Origin of the sequence: Bradyrhizobium sp. CCGUVB4N (assembly GCF_024199945.1) — a bacterium.
GTDB lineage: Bacteria > Pseudomonadota > Alphaproteobacteria > Rhizobiales > Xanthobacteraceae > Bradyrhizobium.
The window spans coordinates 3337152-3349702 of the sequence record NZ_JANADP010000001.1 but is presented as its reverse complement, the minus strand read 5'-3'; the positions used below and the strand labels follow the sequence as shown (position 1 = coordinate 3349702).

The window sequence follows — 12551 nt, the reverse complement described above, 5'->3', positions numbered from 1 at the left end:
ATGGCGTAGTTTGCGAACCTCTCTCCGCCGTCATGGCCGGGCTAGTCCCGGCCATCCACGGCAACGGCTAAGACCCTTGCGACGCAGACGCGCGTTTGCGCCTTCTGCGGATCAGCCAGGTCGCCCATCTGATGATCCAGCCCGGGGCGTTTATATGGCGTAACGTTTCGATTTGGCCGTCCTCTTTGCGCTCATGAAAGCTCGCATCGGCAAAGTAGTCATTATCGTTCGCAACACACCACTCCAACGTACGCGCGATCTCGTCCCGCAACGCCTCGGTGTTCGGCAATTTGCAGAGGAAGCTCAGCTCCCGGCGAAGACAGATGGCTTCGATCCGGGGACGCATCGCCTCGACATAGGAGATTCCCCAGCCCTCAAGGCGTGCGTGGGTCGCTTCATGGATGAAGGTCGACGCGATCTGCTCGAGTGTCATCGTGTCGCTTAGGATGTATCGCTCATCGAGCACGCAAGCGTTCATCGATCGATCATAGTGTGCTTGGGCGCTGGGGAGCAGATGTACCCATATCCGGTCGAGATCGCGCGTGATCCGGGCATAGCCAAGCGCGTCGTGGCGCTTGATGAGCTGGAGAGCCTCCTCCACGCGGCGCAACGCCGGGTGGGGCTTGCTTTCGGATGTCCCGACCCAAAGTCCATCGATTGTGCTGCCTTTGGAGAACCAGAGAGCCAGCTTATCGATGTGGGATGGGCTTCGATCCGGCTTTACTGCGACGGCTAGGCCGCGCGATCGTTGCGGCGTTTCCAGTTGCTGCAAATATCACCCCTCATGTCCAAATCGGACACCACGAAGGATATTGGCGCATCTCGCTTTCAGGACGCTTAGAGACTTGAGTCAAATCGTATGGATCGTTGAACGGGACCAGCCGATGCCCGCGACTTGTTCATACCCCTCAATGAAAATCCCGCGATGGCGGCAGGATGCGGACGTTGCGGGGGTGGCGGATTTTTTGCGCGGGCATATCCGCGAGGGCGCGGGGGTCTTCGTTGAGGGGCTCGATCACGGTGGCGCCTGCCGGCACCGGAGGCTTGCGGCTCAGGGCGTCGTTGGCGAGGCCGACCAGATCGTGCGAGCGGTCGATCATGCGCTGGGCGATCAGATGCGTCACCTTCTCGGGGCTGCTCTGGATATAGCCCTGGACCTCGATGAGGCGCGCGCCCATCACTTCCTTCCGGTACTGCTCCATGACCTTGGGCCACACCACGACATTGGCGATGCCGGTCTCGTCCTCCAGCGTCATGAACACGACGCCGCTGGCGCTGCCCGGCCGCTGCCGCACCAGCACCACGCCAGCGCAGCGGACGCGGCGCCGCTCGTTCTCATGGCTGATCTCCTTGCAGGCGACGATCCGCTCGCGCGAAAGCATCTCGCGCAGGAATTCCATCGGATGGCCCTTGAGCGACAAGCGGATGGTCTGGTAGTCGGCGACGACCTGTTCGGGACGCGGCATCACGGGGAGTGGCTTAGCCTGCTCGTCGGGCTGCTCGCGCGCGGTGGCCGCCTCGAACAGCGGCAGCGCCACATCGTCGGGCAGCCGCCGCACCTGCCACAGCGCCTCGCGGCGATCGAGCCCGAGCGAGCGGAACGCGTCGGCATCCGCGAGCAGGATCAGCGCGCGCTTGGGCAGGCCGGTGTCGCGGGCAAAATCTTCGAGCGAGGTGAAGGGCTGGCGGTCGCGAGCCTTGATGATGCGGTCAGCCCAGTCTTCCTGAGTGACATGGACCTTGCCCTGCCGCTTCGCTTGCTCCGCTTTGAGGAACTCCTCATCGGGATCGAGCCAGTGAAAGCCGTCGATCTGACGAAAACCCAGGCGAACGGCGCAATATCTGTCGTCGGTGTTCTCCAGCGTGTTCTGCGCAAAGCTGTGGGAGACATCGATCTCGCGTACCTCGACGCCGTTCTTGCGGGCGTCGCCGACGATCTGCGCCGGCGCGTAAAAACCCATCGGCTGCGAGTTCAAGAGGCCGCAGCAGAAGGCATCGGGGTGATGATATTTCAGCCATGAGGAGATGTAGACGAGCTGGGCAAAGCTCGCGGCATGGCTCTCCGGGAAACCGTAGGAACCAAAGCCCTTGATCTGGTCGAAACAACTTCTGGCGAAATTGGCATCGTAGCCGCGCGCGACCATGTTGCCGATCAGCTTCTCCTCGTATTGGCCGATGGTGCCGACATTGCGAAAGGTCGCCATCGAGCGGCGCAGGCCGTTGGCTTCCTCGGAGGTGAATTTCGCCGCCTCGATCGCGATGCGCATCGCCTGCTCCTGGAACAGCGGCACGCCCTTGGTCTTGTGCAGCACCTTGTAGAGCTCGTCCGCGGGACCATGCTCGGGCGCTGGCGAGGGATAGGTCACCTTCTCGATACCGTTCCGCCGCCGCAAGTAAGGATGCACCATGTCGCCCTGGATCGGGCCCGGCCGTACGATCGCGACCTCGATGACGAGATCGTAGAAGGTCCGCGGCTTCAGCCGCGGTAGCATGTTCATCTGCGCGCGGCTCTCGACCTGGAAGACGCCGAGCGATTCACCGGCGCACAGCATGTCGTAAACCTTGGGATCGTCCTGCGGGACGCTCGCCAGAACCCAGCGTTTTCCCTTGTGCTGGTCGATCAGGTCAAAACATTTCCGGATGCAGGTCAGCATGCCCAGCGCGAGCACGTCGACCTTCATCATATTGAGCGCATCGACATCGTCCTTGTCCCATTCGATGAAAGTGCGGTCGTCCATCGCGGCGTTGCCGATCGGCACATAGGTGTCGAGCCGGTCCTGGGTCAGCACATAGCCGCCGACATGCTGGGAGAGATGGCGCGGGAATTCGATCAGCTCGGTTGCGAGCTCGACAGCGAGATTGATCATGGGATTTTGGGGATCGAGCCCGGCCTGCCTGACCTGCATGTCGTTGAGGCCCTTGCCCCAGCTGCCCCAGACGGTGTCGGCGAGCGCGGCGGTGACGTCCTCGGTCAGGCCCAGCGCCTTGCCGACGTCGCGGATGGCGCTGCGCGGACGATAATGGATGATGGTGGCGATGATCGCGGCACGGTGGCGGCCGTAGCGGCGATAGACATATTGCATCACCTCCTCGCGCCGCGAATGCTCGAAATCGACGTCGATGTCGGGCGGCTCCAGCCGCTCCTTGGAGATGAAGCGTTCGAACAGCAGATCGACCTTGGTCGGATCGACCGAGGTGATGCCGAGCACGTAGCACACGGCCGAATTCGCTGCCGATCCCCGCCCCTGGCACAGAATGTTCTGGCTGCGCGCATAGTGGACGATGTCATGCACGGTGAGGAAGTAATGCGCGTATTTCAGCTCTGATATCAGCGCGAGTTCCTTCTTCAGCGTCGCGCGCAACTTGTCGTCGATCTTGCCGCCGAAATATGTGTCGACGCCCGCCCATGTCAGATCTTCCAGATGCCCCTGCGCGGTCTTGCCCGGCGGCACCGGCTCGTCCGGGTATTGATATCTAAGCTGATCGAGCGAGAAGTCGATCTTGTCGGCAAAGCGCATGGTCTCCGCGATCGCCTCGGGGAAATCGCGAAACAGGCGCGCCATCTCGCGGGGCGTCTTCAGGAAGCGCTCGGCATTGGCTTCCAGCTTGCGTCCGACCGCCTCGATCGTGGTCTTTTCCCGGATGCAGGTCAGCACGTCCTGAAGCGGACGACGGCCGGGATCGTGATAGAGCACCTCGTTGGTCGCAAGCAGCGGCACGCCTGCTTTGGCTGAGAGATCGTCGAGCCGCGCCAGGCGACGACGGTCGTCGCCGCGATAGACCAGGCTCGCGGCCAGCCACACGCCCTCGGCGCGGCTCTCTTTGAGTTTTGAGAGCACATCCAGCGTTTGCGCATCATCAAACCGATGCGGCAACGCCAGGACCAGGAGCTGGCCTTCCGAAAATTCCAGCAGATCGGTGAAGCTGAGACGGCATTCGCCCTTCTCGATCCGCGTGATGTCGTCGCCGCGTTTGCCCCGGGTCAGAAGCTGGCACAGCCGACCATAGGCGGCGCGATCGCGCGGATAGACGAAAATGTCGGGCGTGCCGTCGATGAAGACGATGCGCGTGCCGATCAGGAGCTTTGGCTTGTGCAGCACCTTGTCATTGTCGAGTTCCTTCCAGGCGCGCACCACGCCGGCCAGCGTGTTGTGATCGGCAATGCCGATCACGGGAATGCCGAGCTTGCTGGCCTGATGCACATAAGCGCGCGGATCCGAGCCGCCGCGCAGGAACGAGAAGTTGGTGGTGATGCCGATCTCGGCATAAGCGGGGCTGGTCATGCGAAGAGACCGTGCACGTACCAGCCGGGAGAAGCGGGCTTGCCGTCGGCGTCGAACACCTCCCCCTCGTAAAGACCATCGCGAAAGATCCAGAAGCGCAGACCCTCGGCATCCTCGATGCGAAAATAATCCCGCGTCAGCTGTTTGCCGTCCTGCCGCCACCATTCCATCGCGATGCGTTCAGGTCCTTCCACCCGCACCACGGCATGTTTTGCACGCCGCCAGGTGAATTGATGCGGCGGGCCGTCAGGCACGGTCGCGAACGGCACTGTGACCGGCTCCGGCTTGTCGAACAGCCGCAGCGGACGCAGTGGCGGCTCGCTCTCGGCGCGCGCCGGCCATTCGGCCTGCATGGCGGCGGCGAGATGATGCTGCGCTGGCGCGGCCAGCACCGCCTGCTCGGGGATATGGGTATCCTGCGGCAGATGCACGACGACGCGTTTTCCGCCGATACGCGCGGCGATGCGGTCGATCAGCGCGGCCAATTCGTCATTGTCGTGGACATGGGCGTCGAGATCGCGCTGCTCCTGCACCACGATCTCGGTGCGGCTCGCCGACAACCGCACCATGTCGAAGCCGAAGCCGGGATCGAGGGGATCGGCAAGCGCATCGAGACGCTCGCGGAACAGCCGGTCGATCACTTTGCTTCGCGTCACGGGACGCCCGGTCTCGACCATGATCGCGCGCACCACGCCGTCGGTGCGGAAGAACGCGGCCTCCAGGCGTCGCGCGCCCTTGCCTTGTTTTTCCATGGAGGCGATCAGCGTATCGGCCAGCCGCGACAGCGTCATCGCGATCATGGTGTCGGTCGCGATCGGCTCGGCAAAGCGCTTTTCCACGATGTAGTCGGGCAGCGGTTTTCGCGGGCTGATCGGCGCATCGCCCTGCCCCAGCGCATGCGCGAGCAGCGTGGAGAACCGCGCGCCGAACCGCGCCGTGATTTCACTCGGCGCGCGCGAGGCAACATCGCCGATCGTCTTCAGCCCGGCGCGCCGCAGGCCGGTGGTGATCATCTCGTCCGCACCGAGCGCGGACACCGGAAACCGGTCGATCGCCGCGGCCTCGCCGCCATCGGCAACGATAACGCCAGGCGTCTGCCGCGTCAGCGTGCGCGCGCAGACCGAGGTCCCGGCGATCGCCGCGCTGACGGCAAAACCTTGTCGCGCCAGCGCGCGAACCAGCGTCTGCAACAACGCAGCCTCGCCGCCGAACAGATGCGCGCAGCCGGTGATGTCCAAAAACAGCCCGTGCGGCGGATCGAGCGCCACCAGCGGCGTGAAGCGGTCGCACCAGTCGGCGATGTCGCTGAGCGTCTTCGCATCGGCCACGACATCGGCGTCGAACACTTTTAAATCCGGGCACATCGCCCGCGCGTTCGCGAGCGGCTGGCCGATGTGCAGGCCGAGCCGCTCAGCAGCTTCATCCAGCGCATGGATCACCAGCGCATTGTTCTCCTTGATGACGACAATGCTGGGCTCGTTGCCATTACCCAGCGCGCCGAAGAACCGCTGGATCCGGTCGATGGGCAGGCGCGGCAGCCACAGGCTGAGGATACGCCGACGGTTCAGAGAACTGGCACTCATCACATTTCCATTCCATGATCCACCGGCCACACGGGCCATGACGATTACGCAACAGCTCGACATCGAAGCGCGGTGCGCCCCAGGCACTCCAAGGCGCCGCAGGCATTGAAGCTGACCCCGGCGGCGAATGCGCCGCACGCAGCATCCATCGCGTCTCCGCGGTCGAGGGCAGCGGCTGCGCCGCCATCCGCAACAAGAGGCCGGTGACGCCGGAGGATTGCGCGGCCAGCGTCAGCTTGCGGCTCGCCACCAGATCGAACTGGCGCGTCTCACCCCAGAGCTCGAGCACGACAGCACCGAGCGCATCGCAGGCGAGCGCATCGGCCGAGGTGCGCAGCGCGCTCTCGACGTCAGCCGCACGCACCATCACCACGCGGCGCGGATCGAGGCCGAGTTCGGCGAGGCCGCTCATCGACAACGCACCGGTTTCAAGTTCCGAAAAATCCTGCCGCACCCACAACAACGGCCGTTGCGTCGTGACGCGGCCCGCAAGGCCGGTGACGAAACCGGTCGCGGCCGCGCCCTGACGCCCCTCGCAAAACACCTCGTGGATCGCCGCGCGTGCGAGCCCGCCTTTCAAAGCGCGGTCGACCTCACCATGGCCGAGCGCAACGCGGTCGCGATGATGCACGACTTCCGCCGTCTCGATCCGTTCGATCTGGCTGCGCAAGGTCGCAAGCGCGCTCATGCGTGCGCCGCTCATGCTCGCCGCTCCTTCAGAGGTGATTGCCGAGGGCTCTCAAAAATAAGAACCAGCAGCTGGCTCATTTGTTCATGATATGTTCTAATATAAAGCTAACGGCGCGCGAAGAGTCAATCGAATTGCGCTTGATCGAATTCATGAGCTGAATCAAAGGGATTCCGGGATGGACGTGCAACGCAAGCTGGAGATCCTGGCGGATGCCGCCAAGTACGACGCCTCCTGTGCCTCCAGCGGCACCGAAAAGCGGGATTCCAGCGACGGCAAGGGCATGGGCTCGACCGCGCCCGGCATGGGCATCTGCCATTCCTACGCGCCGGATGGGCGCTGCATCTCGCTGCTCAAGGTGCTGCTCACCAACGCCTGCAATTACGATTGCCTCTATTGCGTCAACCGCGCCTCCTCCAACGTGCCGCGCGCCCGCTTCACCATCGACGAGGTGGTCAAGCTGACGCTCGACTTCTACCGGCGCAATTACATCGAAGGCCTGTTTCTCTCCTCCGGCATCATCCGCAGTCCCGACTACACCATGGAGCAGGTCGTCAGCGTCGCGCGAAAACTGCGCGAGGAGCATCACTTCCGCGGCTACATCCATCTCAAGACCATTCCGGAAGCCGACGACGCGCTGATCACGGAGGCCGGCAAATATGCCGATCGTCTCTCCATCAACATCGAGATGCCTGAAGAAACGAGCCTGCAGCAATTCGCGCCGGAGAAGGACGTGCGCGCGATCCGCCGCACCATGGGCCGGCTGCGGCTGAAGCTCGACGAGGCCGAGGATATCAGCAGCACAAAGACGAAAGCAAAGCCGCAGCGTTTTGCGCCCGCAGGCCAGAGCACGCAGATGATCGTCGGCGCTGACGCGGCCTCCGATCACACCATTCTTCACACAAGTTCAAATCTCTACGGTTCATACCGGCTGCGGCGCGTCTATTACTCCGCCTTCAGCCCGATCCCCGATGCCAGCCGCGCCCTGCCTCTGGTCCAGCCGCCCTTGCTGCGCGAGCACCGGCTCTACCAGGCCGACTGGCTGATGCGGTTCTATGGTTTCGACGTTGCAGAGATCGTCGAGGACAGCGCGATGCTGCCGCTCGACATCGATCCAAAGCTCGCCTGGGCGCTGCGCCACCGCGACCGTTTCCCGCTCGACGTCAACCGTGCCAGCCGCGAGGAGCTGTTGCGCGTGCCGGGCTTCGGCACCAAGGCGGTCGAGCGCATCATCGCCACGCGGCGCACCACCACGATCCGCCTCTCCGATCTGGCGCGGCTGCACGTGCCCCGCAACAAGGCACTGCCGTTCATCGTGCTCAGCGATCACCGGCCCGCGCCGCATCGTCTCGACGAGGCGCGCCTGATCGAACGATTCAAGCCGAAGGCAACGCAACTGGGGTTTGGCTTCTGATGCAGTACATCATCCTCGACACCGAAACCGATTTCGACGGCTGGCGCAAAGCCGCGCGCACGCTCGTGCTTCATCATGTGAAGCCCACCGATGTCACCTGGGCCGTGCAGGGCGGCGAAGCGGACTTGTTCGCACCGTCCGCGCCGTCTCCGATCCTCGAGGTGAACGACGGCACCTTCAGCGTGTCCGCAAAATTTGTCGACCTCGCCCAGGCCGCCATCCTGCATCGCGATCCCGAGCGCTTTGCGATCCTCTATCGCCTGCTCTGGCGATTGAGGGACAATCACGATCTCATCGAGGTCGCAACCGATGCTGACATCGCGCTGGTCACGGCGATGGCGAGAGCGGTTCATCGCGACGAGCACAAGATGCACGCCTTCGTGCGCTTTCGCGAGATCGGTCGCGAACGCGCGGCGCATTATGTCGCCTGGTTCGAGCCGGAGCATTACATCGTCGAGCTCGCAAGCCCCTTCTTCGCCAAGCGCTTTGCGGACATGCCTTGGTCGATCCTGACGCCCGATCTCTGCGCGCATTGGGACGGCCACGCGTTGTCGTTCACGCCGGGCGTGAGCAAGAGCGAGGCGCCGGGCGAAGACCGGCTGGAAGAAACCTGGCGGCGTTACTACGCCAGCATCTTCAACCCGGCGCGGTTGAAGGTGAAGGCGATGCAGACGGAGATGCCGAAGAAATACTGGAGGAACCTGCCCGAGGCCTCGATCATTAAACCCTTGATCGAGGATGCCGAGCGCATGACCGGCGCCATGATCGCCAATGCCGCAACCGATCCCCACAAGCCTCAGAAGCGGCCGGAGGCTCCGATGATACGCAAGACCGTTGCCAACGATCTCGAAGCGCTCCGCGAGGAGGCCGCGCATTGCCGTGCCTGCCCGCTCTACAAGGACGCGACGCAGACCGTATTCGGCGAAGGCCCGAAGGACGCCACCATCATGCTGGTCGGCGAGCAGCCCGGCGACAAGGAAGACCTCGCCGGCCATCCCTTCGTCGGGCCCGCCGGCCAGATGCTCGACCGCGCGCTCGCGGAAGCCGGCGTCGATCGCCGGAAGGTCTACGTCACCAACGCCGTGAAGCACTTCAAATTCGTGCCGCGCGGAAAGATCCGCCTGCACCAGAAGCCGGCGACGCCGGAGATCAAGGCCTGCCGGCAATGGTATGAGCGGGAAGTTTCGGCAATCCAGCCCGAGCTCATCGTGGCGATGGGCGCCACCGCCGCGCAGACCGTGTTCGGCAAGATCACGCCGATCGGCAAGACCCGCGGCCGGCTCATAGACCTCCCCGACGGACGCAAGGCTCTGGTGACGGTGCATCCGTCCTATCTGCTGCGGCTCCCCGATCCCCAAGCGAAGGTGCTGGAATATCAGCGCTTTGTCGAGGACCTGACGATCGCAGCCCGCTTGCAGAAGAAGTCCGCTCACGCCGCCTGAGCCGGCTGTCACGCACAGCAACAGAACGTGGATAAGTTCCATCATTTCAACCGCGTGCCCGCCATTTCAACCGCCTGTCACATGCCGCGCGCAAAATCGGGGCCTTGGGACAGGAGAATTTCCAATGAGTGACGTTGCTTTGCCAGGCTCCATCGAGCCGGCCTTGAGTAAGGGGCCAGACCTCAATCGCGGATTTCACCCGCTGACCGGCGTGATCTACATGGGGGTGATCGCCGCCGCTCTGCTTTTCGTCGCCTACAGCATCTGGGTCGACGTCGATGCAGCCGGCGCGCAGGTCAAGACCATCGCCCCCTTCCTCCTGCTCTTCGTCGCGCTTCTGATCGCACTCGGCTTCGAGTTCGTGAACGGCTTCCACGACACCGCCAACGCGGTCGCGACCGTGATCTACACCCGCTCGCTGCCCGCCCACGTCGCCGTGGTGTGGTCCGGCATGTTCAACCTGTTCGGCGTGCTGCTGTCCTCGGGCGCGGTCGCTTTCGGCATCGTCTCGCTGCTGCCGGTCGAGCTGATCCTCCAGGTCGGCTCCAGTGCAGGCTTCGCGATGGTGTTCGCATTGTTGATCTCCGCCATCATCTGGAACGTCGGCACCTGGTATTTCGGCCTGCCGGCCTCGAGCTCGCACACCCTGATCGGCTCGATCATGGGCGTCGGCATCATGAACGCGGTCCTGCACGGCCGCAGCGGCACCTCGGGCGTCGACTGGTCCCAGGCCACCAACATCGGCAAGGCGCTGCTGCTGTCGCCGCTGTTCGGCTTCGCGCTCGCCGCCGGCCTGCTGCTGATCCTGCGCACCGCGCTGCTGCGCGCCACACCGGCCCTGTTCGGCGAGCCGAAGGGCGACCAGCCGCCGCCGTGGTGGATCCGCGGCATCCTGATCCTCACCTGCACGCTGGTGAGCTTCTTCCACGGCTCCAATGACGGTCAGAAGGGCATGGGCTTGATCATGCTGATCCTGATCGGCACGGTGCCGACTGCGTACGCGCTCAACCGCGCGCTCCCGGAAGGCCAGATCGCCGCGTTCATCCAGAACTCGGACGCCGCCAGCAAGATCATCGAAGGCAAGGCCGCCGGCTACAGCGTGATCGGCAATCCGCGCCCCGCCGTGACCAACTATGTCGCGCAGCACGAAGTCAACGGCGGCACGTTCCCGTCGCTCGCCGTGCTCGTGCGCGACATCGCCAAGCAGGTGACCACCTACGGCTCGCTCGCCAAGGTGCCGGCCGACCTCGTCGGCAACACCCGCAACGACATGTACCTCGTCTCGGAAGCACTCCGCTTCCTGATGAAGGACAAGGAAGCCGAGCTCAGCGCCAACGACGTCGCCGTGCTCAACGCCTACAAGGGCTCGCTCGACAGCGCCACGAAGTTCATCCCCGGCTGGGTGAAGATCGCGGTCGCCATCGCGCTTGGCCTCGGCACCATGGTCGGCTGGAAGCGTATCGTCGTCACGGTCGGCGAGAAGATCGGCAAGACGCACCTGACCTACGCGCAGGGCGCCTGCGCCGAGATCACGGCGGCTGCCACCATTGCCGCTGCCGACATCTATGGCCTGCCGGTGTCGACCACCCACGTGCTGTCGTCCGGCATCGCCGGCACCATGGCCGCCAACGGCTCCGGCCTGCAATGGTCCACGATCCGCAACATCGCCATGGCCTGGGTGCTGACCCTGCCGGCCGCGATGATCATCTCGGGCACGCTGTACTATCTGTTCTCTCACCTCTTCTGAGAGAGCACCGCCACTCACATCAAAGGGCCCGTGCGATGCACGGGCCCTTTTTCATGTCTGCCTGCGTCTTGGCTTACGACGCCGCGAGCTGTTCCTCGACCAGCTTGACCCAGTACGACGTGCCGAACACGATCGCCTCGTCGTTGAAATTGTAGGCGGGGTGATGCAGGCCCGCGCTGTCGCCGTTGCCGCAGAAGATGAACGCGCCGGGACGCGCTTCCAGCATGTAGGCGAAATCCTCGCCGCCCATCAGCGGCGACATCTCGAGCACATTGGCATCGCCTGCGACCTGCCTGGCGATGCGCGACGCCACCTCGGTCTCCGCGGCGTGGTTGTTCACCACGGGATAGTTGCGCTTGTAGTGCAGATCGATCTTCGCACCTGTGATCTGGGCGACGCCCGCCACGACTTCGCGCACCCGCTTCTCGACCAGCTTGCGCACCTCCGGCGTCAGCGTGCGGATCGTCCCCCTCAGCGTCGCGGTTTGCGGGATGACGTTGCGGGCGTTGCCGGCGTGGAATTCGCAGATCGAGATCACGGCCGATTCAAGAGGATCGACGCTCCGCGCGACGATCGACTGCAACGCGGTGATCAGCTGTGCGCCGACCAGAACGGAATCGATACATTTGTGCGGACGCGCGGCGTGGCCGCCGAGGCCCTCGATCATCAGGTCGACCTCGTCGGTCGCCGCCATGATCGGGCCCGGCCGGATCGCGAACGAGCCGATCGGAATGCCGGGGCCGTTGTGCATGCCGTAGACCTGCTCGATGCCGAAGCGCTCCATCATGCCGTCCTTGACCATGGCCGCGCCACCGGCGCCGCCTTCCTCGGCCGGCTGGAAGATCACGACGGCGTCGCCGGCGAAGTTGCGGGTCTCGGCGAGATAGCGCGCGGCGCCGAGCAGCATCGCGGTGTGGCCGTCATGGCCGCAGGCGTGCATCTTGCCCGGAGTCTTGGAGGCGTAAGGCAGGTTGGTCTGCTCATCGACAGGCAGCGCGTCCATGTCGGCCCGCATGCCGATCACCTTGAGCCCCTCGCCGGCCGGCTTGTTGCCCTTGATCACGCCCACCACGCCGGTCTGACCGATGCCGGTCACGACCTCGTCGCAGCCGAACTCGCGCAGGCGATCCGCGACGAATGCTGCGGTGCGGTGGACATCATACAGCAGCTCGGGGTGCTGGTGGATGTCCCGCCGCCAGGCCTGGATGTCGGGTTGAAGGTCGGCGACGCGATTCACGATGGGCATGGAGGGTCTCGAACTTTGTTGAAAATGCAGCCCTGTCTACCATGCAAGCACCAGTCCACCCAACTGCCAAGGGATGCCAAGGGATAGGGTCTAGCCCTGTCCATGCGGCATGGCCGGACTTGTCCCCGTCCTCTCCGTCTGCCTATTA

The 12551-nt window shown here is 64.1% G+C and carries 8 protein-coding genes; 3 read left to right on the top strand and 5 right to left on the bottom strand.

Going from position 1 to position 12551, the window contains the following annotated elements; all coding sequences use genetic code 11:
• Positions 1 to 67 precede the first annotated feature (67 nt).
• From NLM31_RS15095 to NLM31_RS15080, 4 genes are all read right to left on the bottom strand, one after another.
• Positions 68 to 772, bottom strand: a complete 705-nt coding sequence (locus NLM31_RS15095) for a hypothetical protein (RefSeq protein ID WP_254192732.1) — start codon at positions 770 to 772, stop codon at positions 68 to 70.
• 136 nt (positions 773 to 908) lie between these two features.
• The gene (locus tag NLM31_RS15090) at positions 909 to 4283 is read right to left on the bottom strand and encodes an error-prone DNA polymerase (protein WP_254192731.1); all 3375 of its coding nucleotides are present in this window, start codon (positions 4281 to 4283) and stop codon (positions 909 to 911) included.
• Positions 4280 to 5866 carry a DNA polymerase Y family protein gene (locus NLM31_RS15085; protein WP_254130119.1) on the bottom strand — a complete coding sequence of 529 codons (1587 nt, stop codon included), beginning with the start codon at positions 5864 to 5866 and terminating at the stop codon, positions 4280 to 4282. The genes NLM31_RS15090 and NLM31_RS15085 overlap by 4 nt, the downstream gene beginning before the upstream one ends.
• Entirely contained in the window at positions 5769 to 6569 is an 801-nt protein-coding gene (locus tag NLM31_RS15080; RefSeq protein ID WP_254130118.1) for an ImuA family protein, read from the bottom strand. The genes NLM31_RS15085 and NLM31_RS15080 overlap by 98 nt, the downstream gene beginning before the upstream one ends.
• A gap of 163 nt (positions 6570 to 6732) precedes the next feature.
• Between NLM31_RS15080 and NLM31_RS15075 the strand changes: the two genes are divergently transcribed.
• The 3 genes from NLM31_RS15075 (at position 6733) to NLM31_RS15065 (ending at position 11157) form a co-directional block, all read left to right on the top strand.
• The gene (locus NLM31_RS15075) at positions 6733 to 7968 is read left to right on the top strand and encodes a putative DNA modification/repair radical SAM protein (protein WP_254192730.1); all 1236 of its coding nucleotides are present in this window, start codon (positions 6733 to 6735) and stop codon (positions 7966 to 7968) included.
• Positions 7968 to 9410: a UdgX family uracil-DNA binding protein gene (locus tag NLM31_RS15070; RefSeq protein ID WP_254192729.1), complete on the top strand. Its 1443-nt coding sequence runs from the start codon at positions 7968 to 7970 to the stop codon at positions 9408 to 9410. Before NLM31_RS15075 ends, NLM31_RS15070 begins: the two co-directional genes overlap by 1 nt.
• 124 nt (positions 9411 to 9534) lie before the next feature.
• The gene (locus tag NLM31_RS15065; protein WP_254192728.1) at positions 9535 to 11157 is read left to right on the top strand and encodes an inorganic phosphate transporter; all 1623 of its coding nucleotides are present in this window, start codon (positions 9535 to 9537) and stop codon (positions 11155 to 11157) included.
• A 73-nt stretch (positions 11158 to 11230) separates the two neighbouring features.
• On the opposite strand, the gene NLM31_RS15060 is transcribed toward NLM31_RS15065, so the two are convergent.
• Complete coding sequence (locus NLM31_RS15060; RefSeq protein ID WP_254130114.1) at positions 11231 to 12403, bottom strand: M20 aminoacylase family protein; 1173 nt, start codon at positions 12401 to 12403, stop codon at positions 11231 to 11233.
• Positions 12404 to 12551 lie beyond the last annotated feature (148 nt).

What these genes read in the sequence shown, in the direction of transcription:
- NLM31_RS15090 (WP_254192731.1), bottom strand. Translation starts at nt 4,283, where the DNA reads ATGACCAGCCCCGCTTATGCCGAGATCGGCATCACCACCAACTTCTCG.
- NLM31_RS15085 (WP_254130119.1), bottom strand. Translation starts at nt 5,866, where the DNA reads ATGAGTGCCAGTTCTCTGAACCGTCGGCGTATCCTCAGCCTGTGGCTG.
- NLM31_RS15080 (WP_254130118.1), bottom strand. Translation starts at nt 6,569, where the DNA reads ATGAGCGGCGCACGCATGAGCGCGCTTGCGACCTTGCGCAGCCAGATC.
- NLM31_RS15075 (WP_254192730.1), top strand. Translation starts at nt 6,733, where the DNA reads ATGGACGTGCAACGCAAGCTGGAGATCCTGGCGGATGCCGCCAAGTAC.
- NLM31_RS15070 (WP_254192729.1), top strand. Translation starts at nt 7,968, where the DNA reads ATGCAGTACATCATCCTCGACACCGAAACCGATTTCGACGGCTGGCGC.
- NLM31_RS15065 (WP_254192728.1), top strand. Translation starts at nt 9,535, where the DNA reads ATGAGTGACGTTGCTTTGCCAGGCTCCATCGAGCCGGCCTTGAGTAAG.
- NLM31_RS15060 (WP_254130114.1), bottom strand. Translation starts at nt 12,403, where the DNA reads ATGCCCATCGTGAATCGCGTCGCCGACCTTCAACCCGACATCCAGGCC.